We start from the raw sequence: 19,717 nt of genomic DNA, 5'->3' as shown, positions 1-19,717 counted from the left end.
GAATGGTTGAGCGGCCAGAGCATTGGGTCTTTGCCTATGGTTCGCTGATGTGGGATCCGGGCTTTCCGGTGGCTGAAATGGCCGCCGCCCGGCTTGAGGATTATGCGCGCAGCTTTTGCCTGCTGTCGGTCGTCTATCGCGGTACCGTCGAGACGCCGGGGCTGGTGCTGGGGCTGGACGCCCATCCCGGCGCGCATTGTGTCGGTCTTGCCCTGCGCGTGGCCGAGCCGGACTGGCCCGAGGCGCTGGCCGGTCTGCGCGAGCGCGAGCTGACCACCTACGCCTATTCCGAACAGATGCTGGCGCTGCAATTGCAGGACGGGCGGCAGGTCGAGGCCGTGGGCTATGTCATCCGGCGCGATCATGATCAATATGCCGGTGGGTTGGAACTGTCCGCACAGGCGCGGATGATCGCCCGCGCCCATGGCGGGCGTGGCCCGAATGCGGACTATCTTTTCAATACCATGCGGCATCTGGCGCAGATGGGCGTCGAGGATCTGGAGATGGACGCGCTGGCCGCCGAGGTGCGCCGCCTGCTGCAACCCGAAAAGCGGTAACCACGCGCCTCGCTTGTCGTTTCGGTGACTTGGCAGACGGTGATCCTGCCCCTACAGTCGGCGCCGAAAGCTGGGAAGGGGATTGCACTTGTCCCGATCTGACATGGAACCGCCCGAAGGCGCACCCGCCGCGCCCGAGGGCCGCCGCACCCGTGCCGCCCGGTTGGCGGCAACGCGGGGCGCAGGGCCGGGAACGCCGGTCCCGTCACAGCCGCAATTCTCGCAGCCGGTGCGCCAGATCGTTCTGATGCTGATCGTGCTGGGGCTGGTCATTGCGGGCGCGTGGTTCGCCTATGGCCGGATCCTGTCGATCTTTGCGTCGAATTACTGGCTGAACGGGCTGATCGTCGCGGTCTTCGTGATGGGTGTGCTGGGCTGTTTCTGGCAGGTGGCCGAGCTGGTGAAATCCGTGAGCTGGATCGAACGCTTCGCCTCGCGCCGCCGCAATGCCGCCGAGCGTGGCGTCGGCACCGCCGATCCCGCAGCGCCCGACGATGCGCCGCGCCTGCTTGCGCCTTTGGCCGCGCTGTTGGGGCAGCACGGGCCGGCGGGGGGCGTGATCTCGACCGAATCGTCGCGCTCGATCCTGGAATCGGTGGCGACGCGGATCGACGAGGCCCGCGACATCACCCGATATCTGGCGAATCTGCTGATCTTTCTGGGGCTTCTGGGGACATTCTACGGCTTGGCGACGACGGTGCCGGCGGTGGTCGACACGATTCGCGCCCTGTCGCCCAAGGATGGCGAGACCGGGATCGAGGTTTTCAACAAGCTGATGACCGGGCTGGAATCCCAGCTTGGCGGCATGGCCACGGCCTTTTCCAGCTCGCTTCTGGGGCTGGCGGGATCGCTGGTCGTGGGCCTGTTGGAGCTGTTCGTGACCCATGGCCAGAACCGCTTCTATCGCGAGCTTGAGGAATGGATGTCGGGCTTTACCCGCATCGGTCTGGGCGGCGCCGAGGGGCAGGGACTGGGCGAGGCGGCGCTGGCGGGCTTTGTCGAGCGGGTGCAGGCGCAGCTGGCCGGTCTTCAGGAATTCTACCTGCAACGCGATGAGCTGCGCGATCAGGAGGCCGCCGCTGCCGATCAGCGCGCGCTGTCGCTGGCGCAGGGGGTGGAAAGGCTGGCTGGTTTAATGGGCAGCGACCGCGACCAGCTGACTGCAACGCTGGCCACTGAGCGTGAGGCGGTGGCGCAGGCGCTGGCCGGGCTTGAACAAGGCCTTGCCGGGCTGGCCGAGACGCAGGCCCGGATTGCCGCCGATCCGCGCGAAGGCCCGGCGGTGGTCGCGGCGCTGGGACAGCTTTCAGACGGGCAGTCGCGGCTGGTGGCCTTGGCGGAACAACCCGCGCCCACGCATTTGCCCGCGCTGACCGTCGCGCTGGAACGTCTGGCCGAGGGGCAATCGCGGCTGGTGGCATTGGCCGAAGCCCCGCCACCTGTCGCCCCGATTACCGAGCCTTCGGCCGAGCAGAACGCCACTGCGGCGCGCGAAATGGCGCTGAACAAGGCGCTGAACCGGCTGGCTGACGGGCAGGCGCGGCTGATCGATCTGGCCGAGGCCAAGGTGCCTTCGCCCGACGATCCCGAGGCGCGGATGCGCCTGCGCTCAATCGACGAGCTGCTGGGCCGGCTGGTCGAGGAATCGGCCAGCGGTCGCGACGGGTTGATCGCGGAGCTGCGCGAGGACATGGCGGCGCTGACCCGCGCCATCCGCAATCTGGAGCGGGGCGATGGGGCTTAGCCGGGGCGGCGGCAACCGCTTTTCGGCCACGATCTGGCCGGGCTTCGTCGATGCGATGACGGCGCTTCTGATGGTCATGATGTTCGTGCTGACCATCTTTTTGCTGGTGCAATCGGTGCTGCGCGACCAGATCACCACTCAGGACAGTGAGCTGGACCAGCTGGGCGCCGAGATCGCCGAGCTGTCGGATGCGCTGTCAAGTTCGCAGGCGCGCGCGACGTCCCTGGACCGCGATCTGGCTGCCGAGCGTGACCGGTTGCGGCAATCGGAACAGGCCGTGACCGCCGCCCGGGGGGAAATCGACGCCCAGGCCGAGGCCGCGCGGCTGGCCGCTGCCCGGCGCGAGGCGCTGGAGGCGCTGATCGGTGACCTGCGGCAGCGCAATTCCGACACCCAGGCCCAGCTGTCCGAGACCGAGGCCGCGCGCCTGACCGATGCCGCCGCCGCCGAGGCCTTGCGTGAGCGGCTGGCGAAATCGGGGGCGGAACTGGATGCCACGGCGCTGGAGCTTGAGGCCGCCCGCAAGAAGGCCGAGGAGACCCTGACCCTGCTGGCCGCGGCCGAGGCCGCCAAGGCCGACCTGACCGCACAGGCGCAAACACAGGCCAGCGAGGCCGAGGCGCGCGCGGGGTTGCTGGCTTTGGCCGAGCGCAAGCTGTCCGAGCAAGAGGCCCTGACGGTCGAGGACCGCCGCCGCGTCGAGGCGCTGAACCAGCAGGTCGCGCAGCTCAACAACCAGCTGGGCAGCCTGCGGGCGGTGCTGGACGCGGCTGGCGAGGAACGCGCCGCCGCCGACCTGCGCGCCGAGGATCTGGGCGAAAAGCTGAACCTCGCGCTGCTGCGCGCCGCCGAGGAAGAGCGCAAGCGCCGCGCGCTTGAGGAAGAAGCTCGCGCCAAGGCAGAGCAGGATCGCAGCAAGGCCGAGGACGAGGCCCGCGATCTGGCGCGCTATCGCTCGGAGTTCTTTGGACGGCTCTCGCAGATCCTTGAAGGGCGCGAGGGCGTGCAGGTCGTGGGCGACCGCTTTGTCTTTTCCTCAGAGGTGCTGTTTCCCGCCGGCGAGGCGCGGCTTTCCCCCGAGGGCGAGGCGCAGATCGCCCGCGTGGCCGGAATGCTCAGTCAGATCTCGGGCGAGATCCCGCCCGAGATCGACTGGATCATCCGCGTGGACGGCCATACCGACAGTCAGCCCTTGTCGGGGCAGGGGCGCTATCGCGACAACTGGGAACTGAGCCAGGCCCGGGCGCTGGCGGTCGTGCGCTATATGGTCGATGAGCTGGGCTTTCCCGCCAGCCGCCTTGCGCCCGCAGGCTTTGCCGATACCCGCCCGGTCGCGACAGGTGACAGCCCTGATGCCATGGCCCGAAACCGCCGGATCGAGCTGAAGCTGACCGAACGCTAGCCGCGCGACGTTACCCTTTCAGGCGCGCGGATCGACCAGCGTATAGGCATCGGCGAAGCGGTTCAGATAGCGTGTCATCGCCCCCGCCGCCCGCCATTGCCGAAACAGCGTTGCGCGCAGCGCGCTGGTCGTGGGCCAGCTCCGGCCATGCGCATTCGGCACCGGCGGCATGCCGGGGAAATGCTCGGCCAGCACCTCGCCAAAGGCCGCGCGCATCCGCATCGGCACGATCCCCTGCGACGAGGCCAGCCAGGGTTTTCGCGTGCCGATGAAATGGATCAGGCAGGGATCGGCCATGGCGCTTAAATGCATCGAGGCCGAGGTGAACTGCCAGTTCCACAGGGGGCTGATCTCGGCCCAGCTGCCCTTCAGGATGCCGTTCATCAGCGCCTGATCACGCCCCAATCCGGCAAGGTGGTCGCGGGCGAAGGCCGCGGCCCGCGCGGGCAGGTCCTGGGTGGCGAAATCCTCGGTGTCGATCATCACGACGCCGGCGTTGAAATAGGGATGCGCGGGCTCGCCCAGCTTTCTGAACTCGGCCACCTTGCGGCCCGGCGTGCGCCATTGCCGGTTGTCGCGCACGGCGGCGACCGCCTGACCCAGCATGTCGGCCCGCATCAGCCGCGCGGGATCGCCGCGTTCGTAAAGAATATCGGCATCGATCACCAGAATGCGCCGGTAATGGCCGCGCAGCGAATTGCCCAGAAACAGCTCCATATAGGTCGCAAGCGAGCGGCGCGCATCCAGCGGCAGGGCGTCCAGCAATGCCTCGTCGCGGGCGGCGACATGGCCGATCCCGGCGGCGCTGAGCGCGGCGGGCATTCCGGCGGGTTCGGGGCCGCCGATCAGCACATCATATTCCCGTCCCGGCTGTGCTGCCATGGCCAGCGCCGGCGTTGCTGCATATGGCAGGTAATTCGCGTCGCAGGCGACGATCACGGCCAGATCCGATTGCGGCTGAAAGCCGGAGGAGAAGGTCGGGGTCAGGCCCATATCAGGCTCATGTCAGGCTGGATCCGGTCATGGCGCGTCCTTTCGCGGTCGTCTTGACCCAGTTCTAGTCCGGGCGTGGCGCAGGCATCAACGCAGAATCCGCGCGCCGGGTTTCCACCCGGCGCGCGGCAGTCCTTGCATGATCATATTCCAGTTGGTGCCGCATGGCGCCGGACAGGCCGGCGCCCGCGATTGCTGGACGGGCTCAGGCCTCGGGGGCCGCGTTCTCACGCGGCGGGCGGCCGATGATTTCGCGCAGCGCGTCCAGTTCGATGAAGTTGTCGGCCTGACGGCGCAACTCGTCCGCGATCATCGGCGGCTGGCTGCGCATGGTCGACACGACCGAGACGCGCACGCCCTGACGCTGCAGCGCCTCGACCAGCGGTTTGAAGTCGCCATCGCCCGAGAACAGCACCGCATGGTCCAGCCGCGGGGCCAGTTCCATGGCGTTGATGACCAGTTCGACATCCATGTTGCCCTTGACCTTGCGGCGGCCCAGCCCGTCAGTGTATTCGCGGGCGGGCTTGGTGACCATGGAATAGCCGTTGTAATGCAGCCAATCGACCAGAGGACGGATCGGCGAGTAGTCCTCGTTCTCCAGCAGGGCCGTGTAGTAATAGGCGCGGATGAGCTTGCCCCGGCGTTCGAATTCTTGCCGCAGCAGCTTGTAGTCGATATCGAAGCCAAGCGACTTTGCAGCAGCATAGAGATTCGACCCGTCGATGAACAACGCCAGCCGGTCGTCTTTGTAGAACACGATACCCTCGATGTTAGGTGATCCAATTCGCGAGCCAAATCTAGCCTTGGTGGCCCTTGGGGCAAACCTGCCTAGTTCGGCAGGTTTCGCTGGTATGCCAGCCGAGACCCTGCGTAAAGCCCTATCTGAACTGACAAAAAATACAAATATAAAAATAGTTGCGAATAGCCGGTTCTGGCGCACCCCGGCTTTTCCGAAAGGTTCGGGGCCGGATTACGTGAACGCGGCAGTTGCACTGTCGACGGGGCTTTCGCCTCAGCAATTGCTGGCCGAAATGCACCGCGTCGAGGCGTCCTTCGGGCGCGAGCGCAAGGGGCCGCGCTGGCAGGCGCGGGTCATCGATCTGGACCTTCTGGCTTACGGCGATCTGGTCCTGCCCGACGCCGCCACCCATGACGCCTGGCGCGCCTTGCCGCCCGAGCGGCAGGCCGAGGCCGCGCCTGAAGGGCTGGTCCTGCCCCATCCCCGGATGCAGGATCGCGGTTTCGTGCTGGCGCCCCTAGCCGAGGTGGCGCCGGATTGGCGCCATCCGCGGCTGGGCCTGACGGTGGCGCAGATGCTTTCGCACTTGCCACCCGGCGCGCTGGAGGGCATGGAGCCTGCCACGACTTGACAATTCCGTCCGGGGTCGCCAAATATCCGGCTTCGCCCCCGCTACTCCGATTCCAGCTGATAAGGTGACCTATGGCCCGCGTGACAGTCGAAGATTGCGTCGACAAGGTTCCCAACCGTTTTGACCTGGTGATGCTGGCCGCCCATCGCGCGCGTGAAATCGCCGCCGGCAGCCCGCTGACCATCGACCGCGACAATGACAAGAACCCGGTCGTCTCGCTGCGCGAAATTGCCGACGAGACCCAGCCCGTGGACGACCTGCGCGAGCGGATGATCGAATCCACCCAGACCCAGATTGAGGTCGACGAGCCCGAAGAGGACGCGATGGCGCTGCTTCTGGGGGCCGAAATCGACCGTCCGAAGCCCGTCGACGAGGAATCGGAAGAGCGCATGCTGCGCATGATGCTGGACGCCCAAGGCAGGAACTGAGCATAAGGTCTTCGGCTGCAAATGATCGACGTCGAAGACCTCATCGCGCTGATTCGCAACTATAATCCGCGCACAAATGCCGACCTTATTCGCGACGCCTATGAATATGGGCGTCGCATGCATGAAGGGCAGTTTCGCCATTCGGGCGAACCCTATTTCACCCATCCCGTCGCCGTCGCCGCCATCCTGACCGAGATGCGGCTGGACGATGCCACGATCATCACCGCGCTTTTGCACGATACGATCGAGGACACGCGCTCGACCTGGACCGAGGTGTCGCAGCTTTTCGGGCGCGAGGTGGCCGATCTGGTCGATGGCGTGACCAAGCTGACCAACCTGCAGCTGTCGGGCGCCCATTCCAAGCAGGCCGAGAATTTCCGCAAGCTGTTCATGGCCATGTCGCGCGACCTGCGCGTCATTCTGGTCAAGTTGGCCGACCGTCTGCACAATATGCGCACGATCAAGTCGATGCGCCCCGACAAGCAGCTGCAAAAGGCGCGCGAGACCATGGATATCTTTGCGCCGCTGGCCGGGCGTATGGGTATGCAATGGATGCGCGAAGAGCTTGAGGACCTGGCCTTCAAGGTCATCAACCCCGAGGCGCGCAACTCGATCATCCGCCGTTTCGTCAGCCTGCAACGCGAATCCGGTGACGTCATTCCCAAGATCACCGGCGATATCCGCGCTGAACTGGAACGCGAGGGGATCGAGGCCGATGTCTATGGCCGCGCGAAACGCCCCTTCAGCATCTGGCGCAAAATGCAGGAAAAGCAGCTCAGCTTTTCGCGGCTGTCGGATATCTATGGTTTCCGCATCATCACCCGCAATGAGCAGGACTGTTACCGCACGCTGGGCGTGATCCATCACCGCTGGCGCGCCGTGCCGGGCCGGTTCAAGGATTACATCAGCCAGCCCAAGGCGAACGGCTACCGCTCGATCCATACCACGGTGTCGGGCCGCGACGGCAAACGGGTCGAGGTGCAGATCCGCACCCGCCAGATGCACGAAGTGGCCGAGGCCGGCGTCGCGGCCCATTGGGCCTATCGCGACGGCGTGCGTACCGAGAACCCCTTTGCCGTCGATCCGGGCGAATGGATCGCCAGCCTGACCGAACGCTTCGGCGAGGAAGACCACGACGAGTTCCTCGAGCATGTGAAGCTTGAGATGTATTCCGATCAGGTCTTCTGCTTCTCGCCCAAGGGGGATGTGATCCCGCTGCCCAAGGGCGCGACGCCGCTGGATTTCGCCTATGCGATCCATACGCGGCTGGGCAATAGCTGCGTCGGCGCCAAGGTGGACGGCATCCGCGTGCCGCTGTGGACGCGACTGAAGAACGGCCAGTCGGTCGAGATCATCGCCGCATCCGGCCAGCGCCCGCAGGCGACATGGCTGGACATTGTCGTGACCGGCCGCGCCAAGGCCGCGATCCGGCGCAGCCTGCGGCAAGAGGACCGGACGCGCTTTATCCGGCTTGGCTCGGAACTGGTGCGGGTGGCCTTTGAGCATGTCGGCCGCAAGGTCAGTGACAAGGCGCTGCGCACGGCGGCGCGGACCATGGCGCTGCCCGATACCGACGAATTGCTGGCCCGGATCGGCAGCGCCGAGATTTCCTCGCATGACGTGCTGACCACGCTTTACCCCGAACTCGCCGCCGTCAGCAGCGAGATCGATGCCCGCCGCGCCGTCGCCGGGCTTGAGGCGGATCAGGAATTCACCCGCGCGCCCTGTTGTAGCCCGTTGCCGGGCGAGCGTATCATCGGCATCACCTATCGCGGCAAAGGTGTGGTCATCCATGCCATCGACTGCCCGGTTCTGGCCGAGTTCGAGGACAGCCCCGAACGCTGGGTCGATCTGCAATGGCGCGAGGGCCAGCATCCCGCCGCCTATTCGACCAAGCTTTTGCTGACCATCCGCCATGATGCGGGGGTTCTGGGGCGCATCTGCACCTTGATCGGGATGCAGGGGGCCAATATCTCGGACTTGGAATTCGTCGATCGCAAGCCGGATTTCTACCGCTTGCGGGTCGAGGTCGAGTTGCGCGACCGCGAGCATCTGCACGCGCTTCTGACCGCGCTTGAGGCGGAAAGCGACGTCGCGCAGGTGTCGCGCATCCGCGATCCTTCGGCGCATGTGACCTGACCGGGCGGTGCGCGCGCGACTGACGCCATAGAGACGGGGCCGCATGTTCAAGAGACGCAAGCCGCGCAGCTATTCCCAGCTCGCGACCGAGATGATCTATCCGCGCGGCGGATGGCGGCGCGCGTCGCAATATGTCCTTCACCGTATCCGCCGCCTGCCGGACCAGCCGCAGCGCATCGCGCGCGGTTTTGCAGCCGGGATCTTTGTCTCGTTCACGCCGCTTTTCGGCTTTCACTTCATGACCGCGGCGCTGGTCGCCTGGGCGATCCGCGGCAATATCGTCGCGGCGCTGCTGGGCACATTCGTCGGCAACCCGCTGACATTCCCGTTCATCGCCGTGCTGTCGGTCAGCCTTGGCCGCTGGATGCTGGGGGTCGAGGGCAAGCTGCATCCGCATTTGATCTTCGAGGAATTCACCCGCGCCTCGGGCGATCTGTGGAACAATGTGCTGGCGCCCTTTACCGACCGGGCGGTGCATTGGCAGAATTTCGACCATTTCTGGGACAATTACTTCCTGCCCTATGTCGTGGGCGGGATCGGGCCGGGGCTGATCGTTTCGGCCATCGGCTATTACCTGACCGTGCCGGTGATCCGCGCCTATCACAAGCGCCGCGCCCGCAAGATGGCGGCGCGCATCGCACGTGCACAGGCGCAATCCGCCGCCTCGGCCAAGGATAACCCCGAGGCTTAAAAGCCCAGCCGGTCGCGCAGCGAATACCAGCTCATGCCCGCGACCAGCATCGGCCAGCGGAACATGCCGCCGCCCGGAAACGGGCGCGAGGGCAGGGCGGCCATGGTATCGAACCCCTGCGCCTGTCCCTGTACCGCCTGCGCCATCAGCTTGCCCGAAAGCGTCGCCAGCGCGACGCCATGGCCGGAAAAGCCGCTGGCCGACAGGCAGTTCGGCGCCGGCCGCGCGAAGCAGGGCATGCGGTTCATGGTGATCGCCAGCGTGCCGCCCCAGGCATGGGTCAGCTCGACATCCGCCAGGCCGGGATAGATTTCCAGAAGCGGCCCGCGCACCTTGGCGGCGATATCGGCAGGAAAGCGATAGCTGACATTCTCGCCGCCGCCAAAGATCAGCCTCCCCTCGGGGTCGAGGCGCCAGTAATTCACCACGAATTTCGTGTCATGGACGCCGATGTCGCGGGTCAGCACCTCGGCCGCGCGCGCACCAAGGGGGGCGGTGGCGACGATGAAGTTGTTGATCGGCATGACCCGGGCCGCAACCTTCATGTCCAGATGGCCCAGATAGCCATTGGCGGCCAGAATGACATGATCGCAGAAGACCCGGCCCTTATGGGTCTGGACGATGCTTTTCTCGCCCGCGCGCTGGCCGTGGCGGATATGGTGGACATGGCTCATCTCGCGCAGGCGCGCGCCCGCCGCATCCGCCAGCCGCGCCATCCCGAGCGCAAGGTTCAAGGGATGCAGATGCCCGGCGCCATGGTCCAGTTCGCCCGCGACATAGGCGTCCGAGGGCACCAGCGCCCGGAATGCGTCACGGTCCAGCGCCTCGATCCGGTCATAAGCGTAGTCGCGCGCAAGCTTTTCGATCATGCCCCGGGCATGGTCATATTCGCCGGGCTTGCGAAAGGCGTGGGCGATTCCGTCCGCGACCGGCACGCCGGATCGCGCCGCCAGATCGCGGGTCAGGGCCTTGGCTTCCTCGGCCATGTCCCAAAGCCGGCGGGCGGTCTCGCGCCCGGCCATCTTTTCCAGATCGTCCACCTCAAGCCGCTGGCCCGAGCCAAGCTGGCCGCCATTCCTGCCCGAGGCGCCAAAGCCCATGCGATGCGCCTCAAGCAGCATCACGTCGAGCCCCGCCTCGGCCAGATGCAGGGCGGCGGAAAGGCCGGTATAGCCGCCGCCGACAATGACCACATCCGCGCGCTCTTCGCCGCGCTGCTCGGGGAAATCGGGCAGCGGCGTGCGGGTCTCGGCGTAAAGGCTGGGCGGATAGGTCCCGCGCCGGTCATTGGCGAAAAGCAGGTTCATGGCGGCATCCATCGCCGGGGCCATCCCCCGGATTGCTCCAGTGATGCCAGAGCACGGGCGAAATCTCTAGGTCCCGCGCAGATTTCCGCAACGGCAGCCGGATTGCCTCGCGCGGCCAAGATCGGGTCTGGCGCCGCGCCGTCGTCATGCTAGGATTTTCCTGTCCCCGCAGTCATTCGGATTCGCGATGCCACGGGGATGCAAGACCCCGAAGTCAACGAAGTCGCCGCAAACCCGGTGTTCTGTCAAAGAGAACATATGCGGCGTTGTGTGTTCTAAATTTCCGACTATCTTTCCGACAGTGACAGCGGGGCCATGTGCCAAACCGAAAGCCCCGCTGCCCGTTTCTAGTTAACGAAAGGGTAAAGCCATGAGTGCTCCTGCAAACTTCAACGGCCAGCTTCCGGTGATCGATCCCAATGATGCGGTCATGCTGCTGATCGACCATCAAAGCGGCCTTTTCCAGACCGTCAACGACATGCCGATGACGGCGCTGCGCCGCCATGCCGGGGCGCTGGCCTCGATCGCGACGCTGGCGGGTATTCCGGTCATCACCACGGCCTCGGTGCCGCAGGGTCCGAACGGGCCGCTGATCCCGGAAATCCATGCCAACGCGCCGCATGCGAAATACGTCGCCCGCCGCGGCGAGATCAACGCATGGCACAACCCCGAATTCGTCAAGGCGGTTGAGGAAACCGGTCGCAGACCCTGATCATCGCCGGCACCATCACCAGCGTCTGCATGGCCTTCCCGGCGATTTCGGCGATTGCCGCCGGCTACAAGGTGTTTGTCGTGGTCGATGCCTCGGGCACCTATTCCAAGATGGCCGAGGAAATCACCCTGGCCCGCGTGGTGCAGGCTGGCGCCGTGCCGATGGACACCGCCGCCGTGGCCTCGGAAATCCAGCGGACCTGGCACCGCGACGACGCCGAGAAATGGGCCGAGATCTATACCCAGATCTTCCCCGAATACCGGCTGCTGATCGAAAGCTATACGAAAGCGCGCTCGGTTGAGCATGATGGCGAGCAGCTGGATTCGCAGCGGGGCTGATCCGGAAACGAAAGGGGGCGCGACATGCGCCCCCTTTTTCCATCGCATTCATCTTTCTGCCGGTGTGGGGCGGCTGCGGCCCCCCGCCACAGGCCGCCGGTCCGCTTCTCAGGCGGACGGCTCGAGGATCACCGAGGCCTCGCTGGTCTGGGTCTGATAGGACAGCGTTTCCTGCAGATAAAGCTCGACCGTTTCGGCGTCATGGCCAAGATAGCCGATCGACAGATCCTGGCCGATGGTCAGCTCGAAGTCGCCTCCCCGCGTCGTCACCACCGCGCCGCCCTTGATGGCCGGGCTCCAGATCACGTCCTTGTCGACCAGTTTCTGGACATGTTTCAGCACCGGATAGCCCTTGTCGCTGCCGCCGGTCAGGCGGGTATAGGGGACGGCGCCCAGCAGCAACGCATAAGGACCGTTGACGCCTGCCAGCCGCAGCGTGTTCACCGCTTTCTCGACGATCTCGGGATAGGCGCTGATATCGTCGGGCAGGGCCAGCCTGGGGTTGCTGCTGGTCTGGCTGATCCCTTCAAGCCCCGCCGCGTCATAGCCTTCAAGCACGATACGATCCTCGGCCTCGGCAATCGTCCGCGCCGCATCCTTGACCGGCTGCCAGTCGGAATCGCCGGAGCCGCGCTCGACATCGTCGATGGCCCGGCGCGACAGCCGGAAGGGCACGCGCAATTCCAGCACCGGCTTGACCTCGCGCTTGAGCACGCTCAGCCCGTCTTGCAGCGGGGCAAGGGGGCTGGCATGGCCCGTCCCGACGGCGCTGAGCTGATAGCCCCTGGGCCCCAGCAGATCGACCAGCCGGCGCGCGGCAAGATAGCGCTTCAGCGTGCGCGTCGCCTCGTCCTCGATCTGTGCCCATGCGGCGCTGGATATGGGCGCCAGTCCACGGTGGAGATTGTCCATGTCAATCCTCGCTTCTCAATGAGCCGATGCCAAGAGATCCCGTCTGCTCTGCCGCGGGCGGCATCGCCGCTTCCGGCGCGGTCGCCGCACCTGCCGGCGCCTCCGGCGTCACCGTGTCCAGAAAGCTGGCCGTCGGCACGAAAAACAGCGTTCCGGTCACCGCCCGGCTGAAATCCAGCAAGCGGTCGTAATTTCCGGGCGGATTGCCGATGAACATGTTTTCCAGCATCCGCTCGGTTCGCTCGGGCGAGCGGGCATAGCCGATGAAATAGGTGCCATACTCATCCTTGCCGATCTCGCCGAAGGGCATGTTGTCGCGCACGATGTCCAGCTCGTTTCCGTCATCATCCTCGATCACGGTCAGCACGTTATGGGCGTATGAGGGCTTCACGCTGTCCTCAAGCTCGATATCCGAAAGCTTCTTGCGCCCGATGATCCCCTCTTGCTGTTCGACCGGCACCGCATTCCATTTCGGCAGATCGTGCAGGTATTTCTGCACGATCACGTAGCTGCCACCGGCGAAGGCGGCGTCCTCATTGCCGATCAGCGCTGAGTCCAGCAGGTTTTGCCCGGTCGGGTTCTCGGTTCCGTCCACGAAACCCAGAAGATCGCGATAGTCGAAATACTTGAAACCATGGGTTTCATCGACGACCGTCACCGCCGAACGCAGCCGGGCGATGATCTGCGCGGCCAGCTCGAAACACTGGTCCATCTGGTTGGCTCGAATGTGAAACAGCAGATCGCCCGGCGTCGAAACCGCGTCATGCACGCCGCGAATTTCACGAAACACGTGCAGCTCCCTTGGCCGCGGATCGCCAAACAGCCGGTCCCAGGCATCCGATCCGATGCCGAGAACGCAGGACAGCCCGCTTTCGATATTGCGAAACCCGACGGCGCGCACGAAGGCCGACAGATCCGCGCAAAAGGCGCGCACGGCCTGAGCATGCTCGGCACCCTCGTTGATCGTCGCGACAAGGAAAATCGCGGACCGAGACAGTTTCGCTGCAACCGGTTGGCTTTCACTCGGGTCCACAGAACTGCTCCGCTGGGTATCAGAAGGGGGGGCTACAGCAACTGTCGAATATTCCCCTTGCGCCGTCAACTGACCCTGACCTGCCCGAAAACCGGACAGGTCATTCGTCACGACAGAGGGCCGTTCCGGCCAAACCCTTCCGCTTGCGGCAGATCGGACCAAGGCGATCATGCATGCGGGCGTCAGCTATGCGCCGGGATCATTCCCACTCGATCGTGCCCGGCGGCTTCGAGGTGATGTCATAGGTGACGCGGTTGATGCCCTTGACCTCGTTGATGATCCGGGTCGCGGTCTCGCCCAGAAACTCATGGGTAAAGGGATAGTAATCCGCCGTCATCCCGTCGACCGAGGTCACGGCCCTGAGCGCGCAGGCAAAATCATAGGTGCGCCCGTCGCCCATCACGCCCACGGTGCGGACCGGCAGGATCGCGACAAAGGCCTGCCAGATCTCGTCGTAAAGCCCGTGCTTGCGGATCTGGTCGATATAGACCGCATCGGCGAGGCGCAGGATATCCAGCTTTTCGCGGGTGATCTCGCCGGGGCAGCGGATGGCAAGGCCGGGGCCGGGGAAGGGATGGCGGCCGATGAACTTTTCGGGCAGGCCAAGCTCGCGGCCAAGGGCGCGGACCTCGTCCTTGAAGAGCTCGCGCAAGGGCTCGACCAGCTTCAGGCCCATCTTTTCAGGCAGGCCGCCGACATTGTGGTGGCTTTTGATGGTGACCGAAGGCCCGCCAGAAAAGCTGACGCTTTCGATCACGTCGGGATAAAGCGTGCCCTGGGCCAGAAACTCGGCGCCCTCGATCTGGTTGGCGTATTTCTGGAAGACGTCGATGAACAGCCGCCCGATGGTCTTGCGCTTGACCTCGGGGTCGGAAACCCCTTCCAGCGCGCCGATGAACAGGTCGGCCTCATCGGCATGGATCAGCGGGATGTTGTAGTTGTCGCGGAACATGGTCACGACTTCCTCGGCCTCATTGAGCCGCAAAAGACCGTGATCGACAAAGACGCAAGTGAGCTGGTCGCCGATCGCCTCATGGATCAGCACCGCCGCGACCGAGCTGTCAACACCGCCCGAAAGTCCGCAGATCACCCGCTTGTCGCCGACCTGTTCGCGGATCTTGCGGATCGCTTCCTCGCGATAGCTGGCCATGGTCCAGTCGCCGGTAAAGCCCGCCAGCTTGACGAAATTCTCGTAGAGCTTTGCGCCGCGCGGGGTGTGATGCACCTCGGGGTGGAACTGCACGGCATAGAAATTGCGCGCGGGATCGGCGGTGATCGCAAAGGGCGCGCCGGGCGAGGTGCCATAGACCTGAAAACCAGGGGCGATGCGACTGACATGATCGCCATGGCTCATCCAGACCTGCTCGCGCCCGTCCGAGAACCAGCCTTCAAGCAGCGGCAGTTGCTCTTCGGCGGGGGTCACATAGGCGCGGCCGAATTCGGCGGTGCCATGGCCGCTTTCAACAAGCCCGCCCAGTTCCTGCATCATCACCTGCTGGCCATAGCAGATGCCCAGGATCGGCACGCCCATGGAAAAGGCCGTGGCCGGAGGACGGGGCGATCCGTCGCGCGTCACGCTGTCCGGGCCGCCCGAAAAGATGATGGCTTTGGGGGCGAAGTCCTTCAGGAAGGCGTCGGTGACGTTCTGATAAGGATGGATTTCGCAATAAACGTTCAGTTCACGCAGGCGGCGCGCGATCAGCTGCGTCACCTGAGAGCCGAAGTCGATGATAAGAAGGCGCTGATGCTGGGTCATGATGAGCCTTTAGGCCGCGTCCGACGCATCCGCAAGAGGCTAGCTGATCTCGGCTTGGACCGTATTTTGGATATTTAGATGAAGATGAAAGCCGCAGCATCGCGCCACGCCGGCAGGTCGGGCGCGGCGTCAACGAAAGCGCCTTTCTTCTTCATTCAAATATCCATGCTGCCCTTGCCGCCGGTCCGGTCAGCGCCAGAGATGCGCAAGCGCCTCGACCGGATCTGCCTCCGACCAGATTTCCGGGCCGAGCGCGATGAAATCGGTGATCGGCGCCAGATGGCCGATCAAAGCCGGGGTCAGCGCGCCTTCGGCGACGACCGGAACCTCGATCACCTCGGACCACCACTGGAACAGCTCCAGCTCGGCGATGGCGCCATGTCCCAGCGCCGAGGCGCCGCAGGGGCCAAAGCTCACATAATCGGCGCCAGCCTCGGCCGCGTTCATGCCGTCATGGCGCGAGGTGCCGCAAAAGGCGCCGACGATGGCATCCGCCCCCAGTTCCTTGCGGGCATAGCGCACGCTGCGAGCGCCGTCCTTCAGATGCACCCCGTCCAGCCCGTGGCGCAGCGCCAGCTGCACATGGTCGTCGATGACCACGGCCACATCGCGGGCATGGGCGATCTCGCGCGCCAGATCGGCGATGCGGCCCAGCTCGTCCTCGGTTCCGGCGCCGGGGATGCGCAGGCAGGCCACCGGAAAGCGGTCCATGATATCCGCCAGAAGCGGGCCGACCGTCGAGGCCGCCGCCCCGACCGGGGTGACCAGATAGAGTTGCGGCGAATTCGGTTGTTCGGTCATGGCACTGTCATCCTTCGTCTTGCTGTCAGCAGATAGCGCAGTGCCGCGCGCCTTGCCAGTGGGTCGCGCTAAGGATATGGCCGCGCCCATGGAACCCGCGATCATCCTGACCCGCCCGCAGATGGGCGAGAATATCGGCGCCGCCGCCCGCGCCATGCTGAATTTCGGCCTGACCGACCTGCGTCTGGTGGCACCGCGCGACGGCTGGCCCAACCCCAAGGCCATCGCCATGGCCTCGGGCGCGGCGGGGCAGGTGCTGGATCGTGCGCGGGTCTATCCAAGCCTTGCCGAAGCCATGGCGGATATCGATTACGCCTATGCGACCACCGCCCGCGGGCGCGAATTGACCAAGCCGGTGCTGACACCCGCGACCGCCATGGCGGACGGGCGCAGCCGTGTGGCCGAGGGCCAGCGCATCGCCGTCATCTATGGCCCGGAGCGCGCCGGGCTGGAAAATGACGACGTGGCACGGGCGAATGCCATCATCACCGTGCCGGTGAACCCGGATTTCCCCTCGCTGAACCTGGCGCAGGCGGTTCTGCTGACGGGCTACGAATGGGGGCGCGAGGTGCTGCCCGCCCAGCCCGCACCGCAGGGCCGCCGCCCCGATGGCGAGGCCCCCGCCACCCGCATCGAGATCGAGAAGCTGGCCGATCACTGGGAAGAGCGGCTGATCGACGCGGGCTTTTTCTTTCCGCCAGAAAAAGCCCCGGCGATGAAACTGACCTTGCGCAATCTTTGGTCGCGCCTGCCGCTGACGCGGGCCGATACCCGCATCTTTCACGGCATGCTGCGCCAGCTGATGCGCCGCGATTGATTGATTTCCGGGCGCGCCCGGGTCAAGGTCGCGCCTGATCGAGAAGGAAGCTGACATGGCAAGACGCCCCGTCTTTCAGGAAGTCACCGACACGACCCCGCGCGCCTCGGCGCCCTCGGGCGGGATGATCGATGCCGGCCCCAAGGGCGCGCGCGGCGCGATTCGGGTCTGGCTGATCGTGCTGTTCGTGCTGGTCACGGCGATGATCGCGCTGGGGGGCGCCACGCGGCTGACCGGCTCGGGGCTGTCGATCACCGAATGGAAGCCGGTGACCGGGGCGATCCCGCCGATGGATGCCGCCGCCTGGCAGGCCGAATTCGATAAGTACAAGCAGATCCCGCAGTTCCGGCTGGAAAACCCGGACATGGATCTGGCGGGCTTCAAGCAGATCTATTGGTGGGAATGGGCGCATCGCCTGCTGGGGCGGCTGGTCGGCGTGATCTGGGCGGCGGGTTTCCTGTTCTTCTGGGCGACAAAGCGCATCCCGGCCGGCTGGGCGCCGCGCCTGCTGGGGCTTGGCGCCCTTGGCGGGGCGCAGGGCGCGATCGGCTGGTGGATGGTGCATTCGGGCCTTTCGGGCGAGATGGTGCGCGTGGCCTCGTACCGGCTGGCGGTGCATCTGGGGCTGGCCTTTGCCATTCTTGGCCTGATCGCCTGGTATGCGCTGGCGCTGGGACGCTCCGAGGCCGAGCTGATGCGCGCCCGCCGCGCTGGAGAGGGCAAGCTTTTTTCCATGACCACCGGCCTCATGCATCTGACCTTCGTGCAGATCCTGATTGGCGCCTTGGTTGCGGGCATTGATGCCGGGCGCATGTATACGGGCTGGCCGGCCATGGGCGGCGAATGGATCCCGGCGGCGATCTGGGACCCGGCGCTTGGCTGGCGGAACTTCTTTGAAAACCCGGCGCTGGTGCAGTTCACCCATCGCATGGTTGCCTATCTGCTGGCGATCTTTGCCGTGGTGGTCTGGCTGCGCGCGCGCCGTTCGCCGCATCCGGTGACACGGGGCGCCTATACGGTCATGCTGGCCGCCGTGGCGGTGCAGGTCGGGCTGGGGATCGTGAACGTGATCCATGCCTCGCCGCTGCATGCGGCGCTGGCGCATCAGCTGGGCGCGGTGGCACTGTTCACGCTGATCCTGCGGGCGCGCCACCATGCCCGCTATCCTTATGAAACCTCGGTCCGGGGGACTGTCCGATGAGCGCTTTCGACGACCTGCTAGCCTTTCAGCGCCAGACCGAGGCGTTGTCCTCGGTGGCGGAACGCCTGGGCTGGGACCAGGAAACCGTGATGCCGCGCGGCGCGACCGAGCAGCGCGCCGAGGAAACCGCCGCGATGGAGGCGGTCCTGCATGAGCGCCGCACCGATCCGCGCGTCGGTGAATGGCTGGATCAGGCTGTTCCCGAGGACGAGGAGGACGCCCGCATCATCGAGCTGATCGCCCGCGATCATCAGCGCGCGACCCGCATTCCGGCGCGGCTGGCCACCGAACTGGCCAAGCAGACCTCGCTTGCGCAAAGCATCTGGGCCGAGGCTCGCGCCAATGACGCGCCGCAGGACTTCCTGCCGGCGCTGAACGACATCCTGATGCTCAAGCGCGAAGAGGCGGCGGCGCTGGCGGATGGCGGCGATCTATATGACGCGCTTCTGGACGATTACGAGCCGGGTGCGACACAGGCCCAGATCGCGGCGCTGTTTGACGCCATGCGTCCGCGCTTGGTGGCGCTGCGCGACGATGTGCTGGGGGCCGAATTCCAGCCGCAGCCGCTGAAGGGGGATTTCCCGCAGGAAACCCAGCTGCGTCTGGCCCGCACCTGCGCCACCGCCTTTGGCTATGACTGGAGCCGGGGCCGGCTTGATCTGGCCGTGCATCCCTTCAGCTCCGGGCGCTGGCAGGACAGCCGCATCACCACCCGCGTGGTCGAGACCGATCCCTTCAATTGTCTTTACTCGACCATCCACGAGGTCGGTCATTCCAGCTATGAGCTGGGGATCGACAGCGACTATGCCTTTACGCCCCTGGGACGCGGGGTCTCGATGGGGGCGCATGAAAGCCAGAGCCGCATCTATGAAAACCAGATCGGCCGGGGCCGGGCCTTTTCCGGCTGGCTGTATCAGCGCATGTCGGACGCCTTTGACGGGCTTTCCGTGCCCGATGCCGAGGCCTTCTATGCCACGGTGAACCGCGTCACCCCCGGCTATATCCGCACCGAGGCCGATGAGGTCCAGTATAACCTGCATGTCATGCTGCGCTTCGATCTGGAGCGCGACCTGATCGCGGGCCGGCTGGATGTCGAAAATCTGGTCGAGGCCTGGAATGCGCGCTTCCTCAAGGATTTCGGGGTGGCGGTGGACCGTCCGGCCCATGGTGTCCTGCAGGATGTGCATTGGGCGGTGGGGCTTTTCGGCTATTTCCCGACCTATGCGCTTGGCAATGTCTATGCCGGCTGCCTGAACGCGGCGATGCGTCAGGCCGTGCCGGATCTGGATCGTTTCCTTGCGCAGGGCGATGCGGGGCCGGCGGTCGAATGGCTGCGCGAGAACGTCCAGCGCCATGGCGGGCTTTACCCGCCGCGCGATCTGATCGAGCGCGCGACCGGCGCCCCGGTCAGCGAAGAGCCCTTGCTGGATTATCTGGAAGAAAAATTCGCCGGTATCTACCGGCTGTGACCTTGGCATGGATATTTAGGTGAAGAAGAAGCGGATCAGAGATCGCG

At 65.4% G+C, this 19,717-nt stretch carries 19 protein-coding genes; 12 read left to right on the top strand and 7 right to left on the bottom strand.

Going from position 1 to position 19,717, the window contains the following annotated elements; translation table 11 throughout:
* The first annotated feature begins 2 nt into the window (after positions 1–2).
* The 3 genes from DFP89_RS13640 (at position 3) to DFP89_RS13630 (ending at position 3,703) form a co-directional block, all read left to right on the top strand.
* Positions 3–557, top strand: a complete 555-nt coding sequence (locus DFP89_RS13640) for a gamma-glutamylcyclotransferase (protein WP_114349947.1) — start codon at positions 3–5, stop codon at positions 555–557.
* 88 nt (positions 558–645) lie between these two features.
* On the top strand, positions 646–2,301 hold the full coding sequence (locus DFP89_RS13635; RefSeq protein ID WP_245948749.1) for a hypothetical protein: 1,656 nt from the start codon (positions 646–648) through the stop codon (positions 2,299–2,301).
* A complete protein-coding gene (locus DFP89_RS13630) occupies positions 2,291–3,703 on the top strand; it encodes a peptidoglycan -binding protein (protein WP_114349945.1) in 1,413 nt (470 codons plus the stop codon). Before DFP89_RS13635 ends, DFP89_RS13630 begins: the two co-directional genes overlap by 11 nt.
* Positions 3,704–3,721: 18 nt before the next feature.
* Here DFP89_RS13630 and DFP89_RS13625 read toward each other — a convergent pair whose 3' ends face one another.
* Both DFP89_RS13625 and DFP89_RS13620 read right to left on the bottom strand, forming a co-directional pair.
* Positions 3,722–4,696 carry a glycosyltransferase family 8 protein gene (locus tag DFP89_RS13625; RefSeq protein WP_114349944.1) on the bottom strand — a complete coding sequence of 325 codons (975 nt, stop codon included), beginning with the start codon at positions 4,694–4,696 and terminating at the stop codon, positions 3,722–3,724.
* A gap of 205 nt (positions 4,697–4,901) precedes the next feature.
* A complete protein-coding gene (locus tag DFP89_RS13620) occupies positions 4,902–5,453 on the bottom strand; it encodes a LabA-like NYN domain-containing protein (protein ID WP_114349943.1) in 552 nt (183 codons plus the stop codon).
* Between the two features lie 10 nt (positions 5,454–5,463).
* On the opposite strand from DFP89_RS13620, the gene folK reads away from it, so the two are divergent.
* The 4 genes from folK (at position 5,464) to DFP89_RS13600 (ending at position 9,324) form a co-directional block, all read left to right on the top strand.
* Positions 5,464–6,066 (top strand): 2-amino-4-hydroxy-6-hydroxymethyldihydropteridine diphosphokinase, encoded by a 603-nt coding sequence (gene folK / locus DFP89_RS13615; protein WP_114349942.1) that lies wholly within the window; start codon positions 5,464–5,466, stop codon positions 6,064–6,066.
* A 71-nt stretch (positions 6,067–6,137) separates the two neighbouring features.
* Entirely contained in the window at positions 6,138–6,494 is a 357-nt protein-coding gene (gene rpoZ / locus DFP89_RS13610) for a DNA-directed RNA polymerase subunit omega (protein WP_114349941.1), read from the top strand.
* 21 nt (positions 6,495–6,515) lie between these two features.
* Positions 6,516–8,633, top strand: a complete 2,118-nt coding sequence (locus tag DFP89_RS13605; protein WP_114349940.1) for a RelA/SpoT family protein — start codon at positions 6,516–6,518, stop codon at positions 8,631–8,633.
* 43 nt (positions 8,634–8,676) lie between these two features.
* A complete protein-coding gene (locus tag DFP89_RS13600; RefSeq protein WP_114349939.1) occupies positions 8,677–9,324 on the top strand; it encodes a DUF2062 domain-containing protein in 648 nt (215 codons plus the stop codon).
* Here DFP89_RS13600 and DFP89_RS13595 read toward each other — a convergent pair.
* Entirely contained in the window at positions 9,321–10,631 is a 1,311-nt protein-coding gene (locus tag DFP89_RS13595; protein WP_114349988.1) for an NAD(P)/FAD-dependent oxidoreductase, read from the bottom strand. The two genes, DFP89_RS13600 and DFP89_RS13595, sit on opposite strands and share 4 nt — an antisense overlap.
* A gap of 370 nt (positions 10,632–11,001) precedes the next feature.
* On the opposite strand from DFP89_RS13595, the gene DFP89_RS20545 reads away from it, so the two are divergent.
* Together DFP89_RS20545 and DFP89_RS20540 are read left to right on the top strand one after the other, a co-directional pair.
* Positions 11,002–11,343: a cysteine hydrolase family protein gene (locus tag DFP89_RS20545; protein WP_220269841.1), complete on the top strand. Its 342-nt coding sequence runs from the start codon at positions 11,002–11,004 to the stop codon at positions 11,341–11,343.
* Between the two features lie 29 nt (positions 11,344–11,372).
* Positions 11,373–11,681 (top strand): cysteine hydrolase family protein, encoded by a 309-nt coding sequence (locus DFP89_RS20540; RefSeq protein ID WP_220269840.1) that lies wholly within the window; start codon positions 11,373–11,375, stop codon positions 11,679–11,681.
* Positions 11,682–11,789: 108 nt separating this feature from the next.
* Here DFP89_RS20540 and DFP89_RS13585 read toward each other — a convergent pair whose 3' ends face one another.
* From DFP89_RS13585 to DFP89_RS13570, 4 genes are all read right to left on the bottom strand, one after another.
* On the bottom strand, positions 11,790–12,593 hold the full coding sequence (locus DFP89_RS13585) for a family 1 encapsulin nanocompartment shell protein (protein ID WP_114349938.1): 804 nt from the start codon (positions 12,591–12,593) through the stop codon (positions 11,790–11,792).
* Between the two features lies 1 nt (position 12,594).
* The gene (locus DFP89_RS13580; RefSeq protein WP_245948746.1) at positions 12,595–13,626 is read right to left on the bottom strand and encodes a Dyp-type peroxidase; all 1,032 of its coding nucleotides are present in this window, start codon (positions 13,624–13,626) and stop codon (positions 12,595–12,597) included.
* Between the two features lie 199 nt (positions 13,627–13,825).
* Positions 13,826–15,382, bottom strand: a complete 1,557-nt coding sequence (guaA, locus tag DFP89_RS13575; protein ID WP_114349936.1) for a glutamine-hydrolyzing GMP synthase — start codon at positions 15,380–15,382, stop codon at positions 13,826–13,828.
* Positions 15,383–15,571: 189 nt separating this feature from the next.
* Complete coding sequence (locus DFP89_RS13570; protein WP_114349935.1) at positions 15,572–16,183, bottom strand: thiamine phosphate synthase; 612 nt, start codon at positions 16,181–16,183, stop codon at positions 15,572–15,574.
* Between the two features lie 76 nt (positions 16,184–16,259).
* On the opposite strand from DFP89_RS13570, the gene DFP89_RS13565 reads away from it, so the two are divergent.
* From DFP89_RS13565 to DFP89_RS13555, 3 genes are read left to right on the top strand one after another with little or no spacing between them, the layout of a single operon-like run.
* Positions 16,260–17,000: an RNA methyltransferase gene (locus DFP89_RS13565; RefSeq protein WP_114349934.1), complete on the top strand. Its 741-nt coding sequence runs from the start codon at positions 16,260–16,262 to the stop codon at positions 16,998–17,000.
* A gap of 55 nt (positions 17,001–17,055) precedes the next feature.
* The gene (gene ctaA / locus DFP89_RS13560; protein ID WP_114349933.1) at positions 17,056–18,201 is read left to right on the top strand and encodes a heme A synthase; all 1,146 of its coding nucleotides are present in this window, start codon (positions 17,056–17,058) and stop codon (positions 18,199–18,201) included.
* Positions 18,198–19,670 carry a carboxypeptidase M32 gene (locus tag DFP89_RS13555; protein ID WP_114349932.1) on the top strand — a complete coding sequence of 491 codons (1,473 nt, stop codon included), beginning with the start codon at positions 18,198–18,200 and terminating at the stop codon, positions 19,668–19,670. The genes ctaA and DFP89_RS13555 overlap by 4 nt, the downstream gene beginning before the upstream one ends.
* The last annotated feature ends 47 nt before the right edge of the window (positions 19,671–19,717 follow it).

The organism is Paracoccus lutimaris (assembly GCF_003337565.1).
GTDB lineage: Bacteria > Pseudomonadota > Alphaproteobacteria > Rhodobacterales > Rhodobacteraceae > Paracoccus > Paracoccus lutimaris.
The sequence above is the reverse complement of the archived record's forward strand: the minus strand, read 5'-3'. Positions and strand labels throughout refer to the sequence as shown.

Excerpts from the sequence above, each read along its gene's own strand:
- DFP89_RS13585 (WP_114349938.1), bottom strand. The coding sequence starts at position 12,593 with ATGGACAATCTCCACCGTGGACTGGCGCCCATATCCAGCGCCGCATGG.
- DFP89_RS13640 (WP_114349947.1), top strand. The coding sequence starts at position 3 with ATGGTTGAGCGGCCAGAGCATTGGGTCTTTGCCTATGGTTCGCTGATG.
- DFP89_RS13595 (WP_114349988.1), bottom strand. The coding sequence starts at position 10,631 with ATGAACCTGCTTTTCGCCAATGACCGGCGCGGGACCTATCCGCCCAGC.
- DFP89_RS13570 (WP_114349935.1), bottom strand. The coding sequence starts at position 16,183 with ATGACCGAACAACCGAATTCGCCGCAACTCTATCTGGTCACCCCGGTC.
- DFP89_RS20540 (WP_220269840.1), top strand. The coding sequence starts at position 11,373 with ATGGCCTTCCCGGCGATTTCGGCGATTGCCGCCGGCTACAAGGTGTTT.
- DFP89_RS20545 (WP_220269841.1), top strand. The coding sequence starts at position 11,002 with ATGAGTGCTCCTGCAAACTTCAACGGCCAGCTTCCGGTGATCGATCCC.
- DFP89_RS13630 (WP_114349945.1), top strand. The coding sequence starts at position 2,291 with ATGGGGCTTAGCCGGGGCGGCGGCAACCGCTTTTCGGCCACGATCTGG.
- rpoZ (WP_114349941.1), top strand. The coding sequence starts at position 6,138 with ATGGCCCGCGTGACAGTCGAAGATTGCGTCGACAAGGTTCCCAACCGT.
- DFP89_RS13625 (WP_114349944.1), bottom strand. The coding sequence starts at position 4,696 with ATGGGCCTGACCCCGACCTTCTCCTCCGGCTTTCAGCCGCAATCGGAT.
- DFP89_RS13605 (WP_114349940.1), top strand. The coding sequence starts at position 6,516 with ATGATCGACGTCGAAGACCTCATCGCGCTGATTCGCAACTATAATCCG.
- DFP89_RS13555 (WP_114349932.1), top strand. The coding sequence starts at position 18,198 with ATGAGCGCTTTCGACGACCTGCTAGCCTTTCAGCGCCAGACCGAGGCG.
- DFP89_RS13600 (WP_114349939.1), top strand. The coding sequence starts at position 8,677 with ATGTTCAAGAGACGCAAGCCGCGCAGCTATTCCCAGCTCGCGACCGAG.
- folK (WP_114349942.1), top strand. The coding sequence starts at position 5,464 with ATGTTAGGTGATCCAATTCGCGAGCCAAATCTAGCCTTGGTGGCCCTT.
- ctaA (WP_114349933.1), top strand. The coding sequence starts at position 17,056 with ATGGCAAGACGCCCCGTCTTTCAGGAAGTCACCGACACGACCCCGCGC.
- DFP89_RS13565 (WP_114349934.1), top strand. The coding sequence starts at position 16,260 with ATGGCCGCGCCCATGGAACCCGCGATCATCCTGACCCGCCCGCAGATG.
- guaA (WP_114349936.1), bottom strand. The coding sequence starts at position 15,382 with ATGACCCAGCATCAGCGCCTTCTTATCATCGACTTCGGCTCTCAGGTG.